Annotated in this window: 11 protein-coding genes and 1 pseudogene; 5 read left to right on the top strand and 7 right to left on the bottom strand. The window is 70.4% G+C overall.

Translation table 11 applies throughout. From position 1 onward, the window contains the following. Positions 1–19: 19 nt before the first annotated feature. The 4 genes from AB0H83_RS39750 to AB0H83_RS39735 all read right to left on the bottom strand — a co-directional run bounded on the left by AB0H83_RS39750 (position 20) and on the right by AB0H83_RS39735 (position 4,881). A complete protein-coding gene (locus AB0H83_RS39750) occupies positions 20–1,420 on the bottom strand; it encodes an ROK family protein (RefSeq protein WP_360104790.1) in 1,401 nt (466 codons plus the stop codon). A gap of 147 nt (positions 1,421–1,567) precedes the next feature. After that, the gene (locus AB0H83_RS39745; RefSeq protein WP_360104787.1) at positions 1,568–2,827 is read right to left on the bottom strand and encodes an ABC transporter permease; all 1,260 of its coding nucleotides are present in this window, start codon (positions 2,825–2,827) and stop codon (positions 1,568–1,570) included. 85 nt (positions 2,828–2,912) lie between these two features. Further along, on the bottom strand, positions 2,913–3,686 hold the full coding sequence (locus AB0H83_RS39740; protein WP_360104784.1) for an ATP-binding cassette domain-containing protein: 774 nt from the start codon (positions 3,684–3,686) through the stop codon (positions 2,913–2,915). Between the two features lie 97 nt (positions 3,687–3,783). Further along, positions 3,784–4,881: a substrate-binding domain-containing protein gene (locus AB0H83_RS39735; RefSeq protein WP_360104781.1), complete on the bottom strand. Its 1,098-nt coding sequence runs from the start codon at positions 4,879–4,881 to the stop codon at positions 3,784–3,786. 310 nt (positions 4,882–5,191) lie between these two features. Between AB0H83_RS39735 and AB0H83_RS39730 the strand changes: the two genes are divergently transcribed. Continuing rightward, the gene (locus AB0H83_RS39730) at positions 5,192–6,016 is read left to right on the top strand and encodes a hypothetical protein (RefSeq protein WP_360104778.1); all 825 of its coding nucleotides are present in this window, start codon (positions 5,192–5,194) and stop codon (positions 6,014–6,016) included. 25 nt (positions 6,017–6,041) lie between these two features. Here AB0H83_RS39730 and AB0H83_RS39725 read toward each other — a convergent pair whose 3' ends face one another. Then, positions 6,042–6,599 carry a L,D-transpeptidase family protein gene (locus AB0H83_RS39725; RefSeq protein ID WP_360104775.1) on the bottom strand — a complete coding sequence of 186 codons (558 nt, stop codon included), beginning with the start codon at positions 6,597–6,599 and terminating at the stop codon, positions 6,042–6,044. Between AB0H83_RS39725 and AB0H83_RS39720 the strand changes: the two genes are divergently transcribed. Both AB0H83_RS39720 and AB0H83_RS39715 read left to right on the top strand, forming a co-directional pair. After that, the gene (locus AB0H83_RS39720) at positions 6,562–7,725 is read left to right on the top strand and encodes a M15 family metallopeptidase (RefSeq protein WP_360104772.1); all 1,164 of its coding nucleotides are present in this window, start codon (positions 6,562–6,564) and stop codon (positions 7,723–7,725) included. The genes AB0H83_RS39725 and AB0H83_RS39720 overlap by 38 nt on opposite strands. Positions 7,726–7,797: 72 nt before the next feature. Further along, positions 7,798–9,315 (top strand): PQQ-binding-like beta-propeller repeat protein, encoded by a 1,518-nt coding sequence (locus AB0H83_RS39715; RefSeq protein WP_360104769.1) that lies wholly within the window; start codon positions 7,798–7,800, stop codon positions 9,313–9,315. Positions 9,316–9,861: 546 nt separating this feature from the next. Here the strand turns inward: AB0H83_RS39715 and AB0H83_RS39710 are convergent. Beyond that, positions 9,862–10,323: a hypothetical protein gene (locus tag AB0H83_RS39710; RefSeq protein ID WP_360104766.1), complete on the bottom strand. Its 462-nt coding sequence runs from the start codon at positions 10,321–10,323 to the stop codon at positions 9,862–9,864. Next, positions 10,324–11,727: a lysine 2,3-aminomutase gene (locus AB0H83_RS39705; RefSeq protein WP_360104841.1), complete on the bottom strand. Its 1,404-nt coding sequence runs from the start codon at positions 11,725–11,727 to the stop codon at positions 10,324–10,326. It lies immediately after the preceding gene. Positions 11,728–11,881: 154 nt separating this feature from the next. Here AB0H83_RS39705 and AB0H83_RS39700 point away from each other — a divergent pair, with 154 nt between their 5' ends. Further along, positions 11,882–13,057 (top strand): nitrate- and nitrite sensing domain-containing protein, encoded by a 1,176-nt coding sequence (locus AB0H83_RS39700; protein ID WP_360104764.1) that lies wholly within the window; start codon positions 11,882–11,884, stop codon positions 13,055–13,057. Next, positions 13,054–13,539 (top strand): annotated as a pseudogene (locus AB0H83_RS39695) (ATP/GTP-binding protein); the annotation flags it as partial. The gene AB0H83_RS39700 and the pseudogene AB0H83_RS39695, both read left to right, overlap by 4 nt. Positions 13,540–13,594 lie beyond the last annotated feature (55 nt).

Genomic DNA, 13,594 nt, shown 5'->3' with positions numbered 1-13,594 from the left:
GGGACCGGGTGCGAGAGGGTCAGGCGAAGTCGAGCGGGTCGGCGAACAGCGGCTCGAACGCGAGTTCCGCGGCGCCGAGCAGGGCGGCGTCCTCGCCGAGGACCGGGGTGCGCAGCCGGACGTGCTCGCGGCAGGCGGGCAGGGCGTTGCGGTTGAGGCGGCTGCGCACCTGTGCGGCGGAGGCCAGGTACACCTCCCGCAGCGTGCCACCGAAGATGACCATCTCCGGGTTGAAGATGTTGACGAGGTTGGCCACGCCGAAGCCGAGCCAGTCGCCGACCTGCCGGACCGCCGCCTGCGCCGACGCGTCGCCGCGCCCGGCGGCGTCGACCACGGCGAGGATGCCCTCGCGCCCGGCGGACGGGTTGCGCCCGGCGGCCGCGAGCAGGGCGTGCTCGCCGATCTCGGTCTCCCAGCAGCCGTGCGAGCCGCAGCTGCACGGCTTGCCGGCCGGGTTGACGACCATGTGGCCGACCTCGCCGCCGTAGCCACCGTGGCCGGTGACGGGGCGCCCGGCGGCGATGATCCCGCCGCCGACGCCGGCGTCGCCGTACAGGTAGACGACGTTGTCGCAGCCGACGGCGGCGCCGCGGGCGTGCTCGGCGAGCGCGGCGAGGTCGGCGTTGTTGCGCACCTGCACCAGCGGCCGTCCCGGCTCGCCGGGGTCGGGGAGGTCGTCGTCGAGCAGGTCGTCGGGGTCGCCCCCGGTGCCGCCGGCCGCGGTGCGGGCCGGCGCTGCGACCCCGGCGTCGACCAGGTCGGCGTCGGGGGCCTGCCGCTGCGCCGGCACGGCGGCCGTGCCTCCGGTCGCGGATCCGGCGGGCACGCGCAGGCCGGTGGCGGGGAAGAGGTCGACGCCGGTGCTGACGATGACCTCGGCGAGGGCCTCGCCGAGCGGCTGGTCGACCCAGCCGAGCTCGGGGCCGAGCCGGACGAACCCGTCCTCGCGGCGCACCATGGCGGAGACCGCCGCGGCGCTGCCGACGAGCCGGGCGCCGGGCGGGGCGGCCTGCTGCATCTTGCGCACGAAGTCGGCGATCGGCGCGACGACCTGCGCGGCGCTGCGGTCGCCGCGTTCCCGCACCGCGGCGTGCCGGTCCAGCACGACGCCGCCGAGGCCGACGCGGGCCGCGACGATGCGGTCGACCTCGACGGCGAACGCGAAGACGTACACGTGCTCGGACTCGGGGCGCACGACCAGTGACGGGCGGCCCGCCCGGCCCCGCTGCTCGCGGGGCACGCCCTCGGTCACCAGCCCGGCGGCGGCGAGGTCGGCGGTCAGCGCGCCGATCGTGCTGCGGTTGAGTCCGAGGCTGGTGGTGAGGTCGGCGCGGGACATGGCGCCGTGGAGGTGCACGGAACGCAGGAGAGCACCGAGGTTGCTCCTACGGATCTCCTCCTGGCTGGGTCCGACGCGCATGCTCGACTTTCTCGTTGGTGGTGCCTGCCGCTAACCGTACGGCCGTCCTGCCGGCCGGAACAGAGCCGTTCCGGCAACGTGGCTCCCGGCGGGTACCCGCCTGGGGTGAGCCGGGGCCGGCCCTGTGGGGCCGGCAGGACGGTGCGGCTATCTCAGTCCGGCGGACGCGGCCCGTCGGCGCGACAGTGCGTCGATGCCGGCGGCGGCGAGCAGGACGACACCGGTGACGATGAACTTCTGCCCGGCGCTGTACTGCATGAGGCCCATGCCGTTCTCGATGACGGCGACGACCGCGCCGCCGAGGACCGCGTCGAGGACCCGGCCCTTGCCGCCGAAGAGGCTGGTGCCGCCGATGACGGCCGCGCCGACGGCGTAGAGCAGCACGTTGCTGCCGCCGGTGTTCGGGTCGACGGACGCCTGCCGCGACGCGGCGATGATGCCGCCGACCGCCGCCATCGCCGAGCAGACGACGAAGACGGAGATGCGGATCCCGTCGACGTTGATGCCGGCCCGGCGGGCCGCCTCCTTGTTGCCGCCGACGGCGTACAGGTGCCGGCCGTAGGCGGTGCGGCCCAGCACGAACGTCCAGACCACCAGCAGGATGCCGATGAGCAGGACGACCATCGGCACGCCCTTCTGCGAGAACAGGATGTTGCGGCCGCGCTCGAGGTTGAGCACGTAGACGCCGATGCCCATGAGCGCGGCGACGCCGCCGACCCGCAGCGTGACCACCGACATCGGCTCCACGGCCAGGCCGCGGCGGGCACGGCTGGCGCGCTTCCACAGCTGCAGCGCGGCGAGGGCGGCAATGGTGATGCCGTACAGGATCCAGCCCTGCAGCGGGGTGAACCGGCCGTCAAAGTTGATCTTCTTGATGGTCGGGTCGTCGACGGCGATGATCGTGCCGCCCTTGATGAGCAGCAGCACCGCACCCTGGAAGGCGAGGAACGCGGCGAGCGTCACCACGAACGACGGGATGCCGATCTTCGCCACCAGCAGGCCGATGACGACGCCGATCACGACGCCGGTGAGGATCGCGCCGAGGATCGCGACGTACCAGGGGAAGCCGTGCGTGGTCAGCAGGGTCGCCAGCACGGCCGCGCACACGCCGCTGGCGAAGCCGGCGGACAGGTCGATCTCACCGAGCAGCAGCACGAACACCAGGCCCATGGCGATGACCGTGATCGCGGCGCCCTGCGAGAGCAGGTTGGCGAAGTTGGCCGCGCTGAAGAACACCGGACGCGCGGCGGAGAAGATGATCGTCAGCACGACCAGGCCGAGGATCGCGGGCAGCGCGCCCATGTCCCCGCCGCGCACCTTCGCGAGGTACGTGCGGACGTAGAGCCCCAGCGTCGGCGCCTGACCACCGGACACCTTCTCCTCCGGCGGCACCGTGGACACGGTCATGACGTCACCTCCGCTGCGCTCCGGCGCCGCCCTGACCCGACACTGAGCCGATGATGCACGGCTCCTCCGCTTCGCTTCGGACCGTTCATACGGTCGCTCCGTTCTGGCGCAGCCCGAGGTCGCCGCTGCGACCGGCGGTGATGAGTTCCACGACCTGCGCGTGGGTGACGTCGCTGGCACTCACCTGGGCGCACATCTGCCCGAGGAACAGCGCGGCGATGCGGTCGGCGACCGCGAACACGTCGTTCATGTTGTGCGAGATGAGCACCACGGCGAGGCCGTTGTCGGCGAGGCGGCGCACCAGCTCGAGGACCTGGGCGGTCTGCGCGACGCCGAGGGCCGCGGTCGGCTCGTCGAGCACGACCAGGCGGTTGTTCCACAGCACGGCCTTGGCGATGGCGACGGTCTGCCGCTGGCCGCCGGACAGGCTCGACACGTGCTGGCGGACCGACTTGACGGTGCGCACCGACAGCCCCGCGAGGGTCTCCGCGGCCTTCTGCTCCATCGTGATGTCGTCCAGGACGATGCCGCTTTTGATCTCGCGGCCGAGGAACATGTTCTGGACGATGTCGAGGTTGTCGCAGAGCGCGAGGTCCTGGTAGACGATCTCGACCCCGAGCGCGGCAGCGTCGCGCGGCCCGTGGACGCTGACCGGCTTGCCGTCGAACAGGTACTCGCCGGAGTCGATCGAGTAGATCCCGCCGAGGCACTTGACCAGGGTGGACTTTCCGGCGCCGTTGTCGCCGACGAGGGCGGTGACCTGGCCGGCGTACGCGGAGAAGTCCACGTCGCGCAGGACCTGGACCGGTCCGAAGCTCTTGTTGAGCCCACGGACCTCCAGCAGAGGTGTGTCGGTCACGATGCTCCTTCTTGCATGTCCGACGGGTGGCCGTTCACAGGCGGCGACCCGGCGTCCGCAGCGGGGACTGCGGACGCCGGGCCCTGCGAACCGGTGGTTACTTGATGCCCGCCGCGGCGCACTTGGCGGCGAAGTCGCCGGTGCACAGTTCGGCGACCGTGACGTAGCCGTCGTCGACGACGTCCTTCACGTTGTCCTTCGTGATCGCCTTCGGGGTCAGCAGGACGGCGTCGACCTCACGCTTGCCCTCCGGGTCGGTCACCTTCTGCGAGGTGGCGCCCTTCTCGCCCTTGGCCAGGCCGATGGCGAGCTTGGCGGCCGCGTCGGCCTCCTGCTTGACGGCCTTGTAGACGGTCATGCACTGGTCGCCGTTGAGGATGTTCTGCAGGCCCTGCACGGTCGCGTCCTGGCCGGTGACCGGGACCTTGCCGTTGAGCTTCTGCTTCTTGAGGATGTTGATCGCGGCGTTGCCGAGGCCGTCGTTGGCGGCCAGGACGCCCGCGATGTTCGGCGTCGAGGTCAGCATCTGCTCGAACACGGTGCCGGCGGTGGTGTTGTCCCAATCGGGAACCCACTGGTCCGGGCCCTTGACGTACTCGTTGCTGTCGTACTTGGCCTTGAGCACGCCGTCGTAGCCCTGCTTGAACAGCGTGGCGTTGTTGTCGGTCTGGGAGCCGTTGAGCTCGGCGATGATCGGCTTGGTCGCCTTCGCGTCGGTGAGGCACTTGACCAGGCCCTCACCCTGCAGCTTGCCGACCGCGACGTTGTCGAAGCTGACGTAGTACGCCGCGGAGCCGCCCAGCGTGAGCCGGTCGTAGTCGATGGTGGCGACGCCGGCGGCCTTCGCCTTGTCCAGCACGGCCTTGCCGGTGCCGGAGTCCAGGTTGACGATCATGAGGACGTTGACGCCGCCCGTGATCATCTGCTCGGCGATGGTCTGGAACGCGGCCTTGTCGTTCTGCGCGTTCTGGATGTCGTAGTCGACGCCGGCGGTCTTGAACGCCTGCTCGAGGTATTTGCGGTCCGCGGTCTCCCAGCGGGCCGAGGACTTGCTGTCGGGCAGGATGACGCCGATCTTTGCCTTCTTGGCGTTGCCGCCGGTGCCGGGCTCGGCAGCCTTGTCGTCGCCGCAGGCGGTGAGCCCGCCGGTGGCGAGGACGCCTACCGCCAACAGGGAGAGGATCCCTTTGCGCATGTTGCACGGGTCCTTTCGGATATGCGCCTCGACCGGGCGCTAGGGGTGTTCGGGCGGAAGTCCACCGTCGGGGGTGGGGCATGGGGACGACGGTGATTGTTGTGTCCGGCAACGTATTCCCCCGTGGCCGGTGGGCACAAGGCCGCCACGATTTCGAAATTGTTGTTGCCGGTAACAATTGCGCAACGCGCCAGCAACGGCCTCCGCCACCATGATCATCTCGTGGCTCGGTTGCCAAGCGGTTGCGCAGAACGAGCAAGCTACGCGATGTTCCCGCTTTGCCACTTTCGCCACGGCTATCCTCGACTTCATGATCACTCCGCCGCTCGCGCCGGAGATCCTCGCCGAGTACCCGGAGCTGGCCGGCCTCGGCAGGACCGCCACCCGCCTGCACCCGCGACGCGGGACGCCGGGCGTCGGCGACAGCCACGCCGGCGGCCCCCTCGCCTGGCCCGCCGGCGAGCCCTGGCCGGTGTGCACCCAGCAGCTGCGCGACGGGCACCGCCACGCCCGGCCCAACCCGCTCGTGCCGGTCGCCCAGCTGTGGGCCTCCGACGTGCCCGACCTGCCCCGCAGCATCCCCGGCGGCCGCGCCGGCGCCGAGGGCTTCGACCTGCTGCAGGTGCTGTGGTGCCCGGTCGAACACCTCCGGCCCAGCCGCGGCCCAGCCGTGCAGGTGCGCCGCCGCCGCTCCGCGGACCTGCCCGGGGACCTGCTCACCGACCCGCCGCAGGGCGACGTCGAGCGGGCCGAGTGGATCCCGGTGCCGTGCGTGCTGCACCCGGAGCAGATCACCGACCGCCCCGGCGCCGACGCCCTGCCCGCCCCCGTGCGCGACCGCATGCCGCCCGGCGTGGCCGCCGGGTTCGTCGCACCCGGCTGGAAGGTCGGCGGCTACCCGCGCCGCCCCGGCCAGACCCCCTGCCCGCACTGCGGCAACCCGACCGACCTGCTGCTGCTCATCGCCGAGCAGGAGTACGACAGTGAGACGTACCACTGGATCCCGCTCGAGGAGCAGGACCTGGACTGGTCCGCGCCGCACGGCGACAGCCACCGGCGCCCGACCGGCCTGCGTCTCGACGGCGACCTGCACGTCTTCGCCTGCCCCGACTGCGGCACCGTCCACACCGTGTGACGGCGCGCCCGTGCGGCCGGCGGCGTCAGTACCGCGACAGCTGCGCGGTCGGCGACAGCACGATGCGCGGGTTCGCCGCCGGATCCAGCCAGCGCAGCAACGCCACCAGGTCCGGCTGGGCCAGGCTCACGCACCCGAGCGTCGGGTTGCCGTTGGACTGGTGCAGGAAGATCCCGGAGCCGCGCCCCGGCGTCGCCGGCATGTTGTACCGGATGACCGCGAAGTACGTGTACTGCGGGCTGATCTGCCACAGCGGCTCGCTCGGCCCGCCCGGGTCTGCCCCGTGGTGGAACGTGTTGTAGCCCGGCGAGGAGCTGTTCTCGTCCCACCAGTCGTCCTGCACGATCCGGTGGTAGGTGTAGCGGACCCCCGGGTCGGCGGCGATGCCGTACATGGTGGCGTCGAACGCGTACACCCCCGTCGGGGTCGTCTTGTCGCCCTCGTGCTTGTCGCCGCTGAAGCCGTTGCCGCCGATGCGGGCCGTCATCGCCGACAGCACCGGCCGCCAGACCCCGCCCGTCTTCGCATACGCCTGCAGGCTCGCCGTGGTCGCCGACACGCTCGCCGCCTGCACGATCACCACCTGGGTGGTGGTGCCCGGCAGGGTCCGCAACCGGGACGCGTCGTTCGCCGCGGCCGTCGTGCCGGCCGCGGCCGCCTTCTTCGACACCGACACCGACACCGACACCGACACCGACACCGACACCGACACCGACACCGACGGCGACGGCGACGGCGACAGCGGCCGGGACGGCGAGGTCGAGGCCGACACCGACGGTGACGCATCGACCGGCGGCGGCGCCTCGCTGGACGGTCCGGCGGTGGGGGAGGCGACCGGCCGGGCCGAGCCAGCAGGCTTCCCGCCACAGGCGGCCAGCACCGCCAGCACGGCAACGGTCGCGAGCATGGCCCGCAGGGCGCGTCGTCTGCGCTGGTCAACCGGCACGACACATAGTATCGATCCCATGCCGATCCGCCTGCCGATCCGCCTGATCCCGGTGCTCGCGCTGGTCCCGCTGCTGCTCGCGGGCTGCGGCGGCGGCACCGGCGGCACCCCGGCGAGCGGCGCACCCCCGTCACCCACCGTGTCGGCGACCTCCCCGGCGGCGCCACCGTCGCCGTCACCGTCGGCAACCGCCGCGTTCGTCGGCACGGTGGAGGTGCTGACGCCCGAGGTCCGGCAGCGGATGACCGGCGTGTCGTGGCGGCCGGGCTGCCCCGTCGGCCTCGACGACCTGCGCCTGCTGCGCCTGTCCTACGTCGACTTCACCGGCGCCCCGCAGGTCGGCGAGCTCGTCGTGCACCGGGCGATCGCCGACGCGGTCGTGCGGGTCTTCGCGAAGCTGTACGCGGCCCGCTTCCCGATCCGCAGCATGCGCACCATCGAGGCGTACGACGGCAGCGACGACGCCTCGATGGCGGCGGACAACACGTCGGGCTTCAACTGCCGCGACGTGCCCAACACCAAGCACTGGTCGAACCACGCCTACGGCCGGGCGATCGACATCAACACCGTCGAGAACCCCTACCTGCAGGCTAAACTGATCATGCCGCCGGCCGGCAAGGACTACCTCGACCGGCGCAACGTCAGGACCGGAATGATCGTGGCCGGCGACGCGGTCGTCACCGCGTTCAAGGCCGAAGGCTTCGCGTGGGGCGGCGCATGGCGCACCGGAGTGGACTACCAGCACTTCGAGAAGCCCGGGTGAGGCGGGGAGCACGGAGCTCGTAGCGCCGTTCGGGGGAGCCGCCCAGTGGCAAGGGATCGACATAATGTCGCCATGTCACGTACGGGGACCCTCCGTCTCATGCTCGCCGGCGCTCTTGTGCTCGTCCTGGGCGGCATCGCCACGACCGCCTACGCGTTGCGCGACGCCGCGTCGCAGACGCCGGACACGCCCTCCACCGGCGCGCAGGCCGCCTCGACCTCGCCGTCACCGGCGAAGCCGGCGTTCACCGGCTGGTCGGACCCGGAGCTGGTCGGCAAGCCGTACGGGACGAAGGTGCAGGGCCTGCTGACGTTCCGCGGCAACCCGACCCGCACCTACTACGGGCAGGGCCCGGTGCCGCGCACGATGCCGGTGCACAAGTGGCAGTTCCCGAAGACCGGCGGCATGTGCCGGATGTCGGAGGACAAGGGCAAGACGACGCAGTGGTGCGGCAACGGCTGGACCGGCCAGCCCGCGGTCTTCGAAAAGGACGGCCGGACCTGGGTCGTGTTCGGCGCGTACGACGGTGCCATCCACTTCCTGGACGCCGCCACCGGCGAACGCATCCTGCCGGACTTCCCGACCGGCGACATCATCAAGGGCACCGTGACGATGGACCCGGACGGCTACCCGCTGCTGTACTCCGGCTCCCGCGACAACTACTACCGGGTCATCGCCCTGGACCGCGACAAGCCCACCGAGCTGTGGAAACTGTCGGCGAGCGCGGTGAAGCCGACGATGTGGAACGACGACTGGGACGGCTCCGGCCTCATCATCGACGACTACCTGTTCGAGGGCGGCGAGAACAGCCAGTTCCACATCGTGAAGCTCAACCGCGGCTACGACGCCAACGGCAAGGTCACGGTGAACCCGAAGCTGGTGTTCAACACCCCCGGCTGGGACGAGCAGCTGCTCAAGGACTTCGGCGACACCAACGTCTCCATCGAGAACTCCGTGTCGATCTACAAGAACGTCGTGTACTTCGCCAACTCCGGCGGGCTCGTGCAGGGCTGGGACATCAGCGGGCTGAAGGAGGGCAAGACCCCCACCCGGGTGTTCCGCTTCTGGACCGGCGACGACACCGACGCCTCGATCGTCATCGACGAGGCCGGCTTCCTGTACGTCGGCTCCGAGTACGAGAAGGGCAACGCCCGCGCCAAGCAGGTCGGGCAGATGCTGAAGCTGGACCCGTCCAAGCCGGACAACCCGGTCGTGTGGTCGGTCAAGGACCAGGGCACCAAGCCGGCCGGCATCTGGGGCACCCCGGCGCTGTTCAAGGACATCGCGATCTTCGACACCACCGGCGGCGACGTGCTGGGCCTGGACCGCCAGACGGGCGCGGTCCGCTGGAAGTTCCACGTGCCGGGCAACGAGACCTGGCAGTCCCCGGTCGTCGTGGACGACACGCTCTTCATCGGCGACTGCTCCGGAGTCATGCACGCGTACGACGTCAAGGACACCAACGCCCAGCCGAAGCTCCTCTGGGAGATGAAGATCGGCGGCTGTATCGAGTCGACCCCCGCAGTCTGGAAGGGCGCCATGTACTTCGGCACCCGCGCCGGCGCGGTCCACTCCCTGTCGGTGTCCTGAAGTGTCCACCTAGTATCCTAGGAAGCCTCACGCACTGTGCGCACCGGCATAGGGGTCACCGCCTTGGACGCCCGCAGCTGGTCGTGCGGCTCATGGAGGTCGGCTGCCGTGAGTGGTTCTGCACGCGGGAGCACGCCCGGCTGCTCGTCCGGCAGGCCGTCGCGCTGACCCGGCGTGCTCTGGTCGAGCTGGCCGAGCTGCTGGCGGCCCGTATTGCACCGTTGCGATACTGCGTCGTGCTCCTCCCACGGGGTCGAACCGTTCAACGCGGTGGGTCTACTCGCGGGGATCCGTGAGCGCCAGGGGCCGCGGCGGTGCGGACGACCGGCTCGCCGACCTGGTGTGCCCCTGAAGGCGACCCGGGTCATGTTGAGGCCGTCCTGGCGTTCCTGGACGGCCTGCGACGGGGCCGGCGGCGATCTCGCCTGGCACCAGGTCCAGCTCCCACCTCTTATCCTAGCGTCCTAGGATGCGTTAGATGACGTGGCTACCGCCACGTCAGAACAAAAAGCGGCCGCTGCGCGGCAGATTTCCGTTTTTGCTTGCTCAGGGACCGCTGGGCGAGGTGGCCGGTGTGGAGGGCTGGTCGGCCAAGGGCTGCTGGCAGGCGACGACCGCGTCGAGGTGCCAGCCGAGTAGCTCGTAGGAGCGGAACGTCAGCACGGCGACGGTGTGGGCCTCGGCGTCGAAGGCGAGGTCGATGCGGTCGGGCCGCTCGTACACGCGGTGCAGGCCGGCGAGCAGGGTGCTGGAGTGGGCCTGGGCCCAGGCGGTCGCCAGTTGCTCCGGGGTGCGGGTTTCGCGGGTGGTGGGTGCGGCGGTCGCGCGGGCGGCGGCGATGCGGCTGTTCTTGGCGCACTGCAGCCGTGCGGCTGGGTCGGGGTCGGTCCCGCCGCCGGTCTGGCCGCCGCTGGTGTCGCCTCCGTCGTCGCCGATGGAGTTGATGTAGAGGATGAGGGCGACCGCGGCGAGACCCAGCCCGAGGAGGCGCAGAAGGTTACGGCGCACTCACCCAGAGTAGGCGACCAGGGGGAGTTGCGTCTCGGCTCGCCACTTGGCGATGCCGGAGGCGGGCAGGGTGTCGATGGGGTCGTAGTACGGGTAGGTGCGGTCGAGGTCCATGGACGAGTCCTCGATGGAGGTGCGGTAGTTCTTCGTCCAGTAGGTGATGCCGCGTTCCCGGTCGTACTCGGTGACCATGTGGACCCAGCGCTTGCCGACGAAGGGCACGTCGCAGACGATGCGCGGGGTGGCGTAGCCGGGCAGGTAGCCCATGATGTCGTGCTGGAGCTGCTGGGCCTGCCAGACGGCGACGCGCCAGTGCTCGGCGTTGGGGATCATGTCGCACATGTAGAAGTAGTACGGCAGGATGCCGGCCTCGCCCTGCAGTGCGAAGCACAGGTCGAGCAGGTCGGCGGCGGTGGCGTTGACGCCGCGCATGAGGACGCCCTGGTTGCGTACGTCGCGGACGCCGACCTCGAGGGCGGTGTGGGCGGCCTTGGCGACGAGCGGGGTGAGGGACTGGGCGTGGTTGACGTGGGTGTGGATGGCGAGGTTGACGCCGCGGCGGGCGGCGGTGCGGGCGACGCGTTCGAGGCCTTCGACGACGGTGGGCTGCAGCCAGTGCTGGGGCAGGCCGGCGAGGGCCTTGGTGGCGAGGCGGATGTCGCGGATGGTGTCGATGGCGAGCAGTCGCATGAGGAAGGTCTCGAGCTGGGGCCAGGGGACGTTGGCGACGTCCCCGCCGGAGACGACGACGTCGCGGACGCCGGGTTGCCCCTTGAGGTAGTTGATCATGGCGTCGTAGCGGTCGACGGGCTTGAGGGAGAGCTTGAGTTTGGCGACGGCGGGAGTGCTGTTGCCGACGAGGTCCATGCGGGTGCAGTGGCCGCAGTACTGGGGGCAGGTGGACAGCAGTTCGGCGAGGACCTTGGTGGGGTAGCGGTGGGTGAGGCCTTCGGCGACCCACATGTCGTGTTCGTGGAGTGAGTCGCGGCTGGCGTGAGGGTGGGAGGGGAAGTCGGTGAGCCGGTCGGAGGCGACGGGCAGCATGTAGCGGCGGATGGGGTCGGCGAGGAGGGTTTTGTCGGTGATCTCGCCGGTGGGGACCATCGTGTTGATCATTTGGGGTGGGACGAGCATCGACATGGTGGCCTGGTTGGCCTGGTCGAGGGCGAGGTCGTCGTAGAAGTCGGCGGAGATGAGGTCGCCGTAGACGGTGCGCAGCTGGTTGATGTTCTTGACGCAGTGGGCCCGTTGCCATTGGGCGGATTCCCATTCGTCGCGGGTGACGTCGCGCCAGCCGGGGAGGCGCCGCCAGTCCGGCTCGACGAGCTCGTGGCGTTGATACGCGTACGGCTGCACGACACACCTCCAGAAATTCTCCGCTAGAACCGTCACACTAGCGAAGATTCTTCGGAGTATCGAGTCGTGGCGGGAGATCCTTCTGTCTGTCATCCGGCTGGGCGGAAAAGCGGAGCCTGTGACATGACGGTGGGTCACCGCCGGTCACGCTTACGGTGGCGGTCCGCAACCGAACCGCAACCCGAGCGATGCCCGAGGTCTCATGAACCACCGTTGGTCGATCCGCGCGAAGATCAATGCGATGCTGGCGATCCCGATCGTCATGCTCGCGGCGATCTGGTTGTTCGCGGTGAGCTTCACCCTTCAGCCGGCCCTGGACCTGCGCAACTCGAAGCTGGTCGCGGACAAGGTGACCGAGCCGGCGGAGGCGATGGTCGAGCAGCTGCAGGTCGAGCGGCAGCTGACGACCGTGTACGTGGCCGGTGGCCGCAAGGACGCGGCGGCGGTGCGGGAGCAGCGCGCGAGGACCGACGTGGCGGTGGCGGCGTTCCGGCAGCTGGCCGCGGACGGGGACCTGCAGGATGTGGCGAGCGAGGAGTCGAAGCAGGCGATCGCGTCGTCGGTGCGGGCGTTGGACGGGTTGCCGCAGCTGCGGCAGCTCGCCGACGGTGGCGGGCAGTCCAGTGCGGTGCGGCAGGCGTACTCGGCGATCATCACCGGCACGTACGGCATCGCGGAGTCGGTGACGAACCACCAGGACTCCGAGGTGACCGAGGAGGCGACGGGCGTGTTCGTGCTCGGCCTGTCGCGGGACCTGTTCTCGCAGGAGGACGCGCTGGTCACCGAGGCGGCGGTGAGCAACGTGTTCACGCCGCAGGCGCACACGGAGCTGGTGGCGCTGGTCGGGCAGCAGCGGCTGATCCTGCCGTACGGGGTGACGCTGCTGCCGGCGCGGACGCAGGCGCAGTTCGGTGCGTTGTCCGGTGGTGGGGCGATGCTGAAGCTGACGCAGCTGGAGAACCAGCTGCTGGGCACGGCGCCGGGGCCGGCGGAGGCGGCGGGGATCGACCTGCGGGCGTGGCGGTCGGCGTTCGACCCGGTGAACGTGGAGCTGAAGAACTTCCGGGCGCAGGTGCAGCGGCACAACGTACAGGCGGCGCAGGACGCGTCGGACGCGATCTTCCTGCGGCTGGGGGTGGCGGGTGCGCTGGGTCTGCTGGCGGTGGTGCTGACGCTGGTGCTGTCGGTGCGGATCGGTCGGTCCCTGGCCCGGCGGCTGGACGGGCTGCGGGTGGCGGCGCTGGAGCTGGCGGACGAGCGGCTGCCGTCGGTGGTGGCGCGGCTGCGCCGGGGTGTGCAGGTGGACGTGTCGGCGGAGGTGCCGCCGTTGCGGCTGGGCTCGGACGAGATCGGTCAGGTGGGTGAGGCGTTCAACTGAGTGAGATCCGGCCGTTGCAGACGGAGGAGTCGTTGACGGCGGCGGGGATCGGCACGGACGATCTGACCGGGGTGGAGCGCAAGTCGACCACGACGGTGGCGATGGACTTCGGGCGGATCACGATCGGGCAGGACGTGGTGCTGTACCTGTTCGGTACGCCGGGGCAGGACCGGTTCTGGTTCCTGTGGGACGAGCTGGCGCTGGGTGCGTTGGGGGCGGTGGTGCTGGCCGATACGCGCCGGTTGGCGGACTGCTTCCCGTCGATCGACTACTTCGAGCGGCGGGGCACGCCGTTCGTGGTGGCGGTGAACTGTTTCGAGGATGCGTCGGCGTACACGGAGGCGGAGGTGCGGGAGGCTCTGGATCTGGACGGGCATGTGCCGTTGCTGTTGTGTGATGCGCGGGACCGGGAGTCGAGCAAGGCGGTGCTGATCGGCCTGGTGGAGCATGTGTTGACGCTGTCGACCACCCCGGTACGGTAGTTTTTCCCGCCTGTTCGCTGGTGTGCCGGAAAATCTTCGGCTAACTTGTGGCAGT

Source organism: Dactylosporangium sp. NPDC050688, from assembly GCF_040654515.1.
GTDB lineage: Bacteria > Actinomycetota > Actinomycetes > Mycobacteriales > Micromonosporaceae > Dactylosporangium.
Note: the sequence above shows the minus strand (reverse complement) of the source record. Positions and strands in the feature narration are given on the sequence as shown.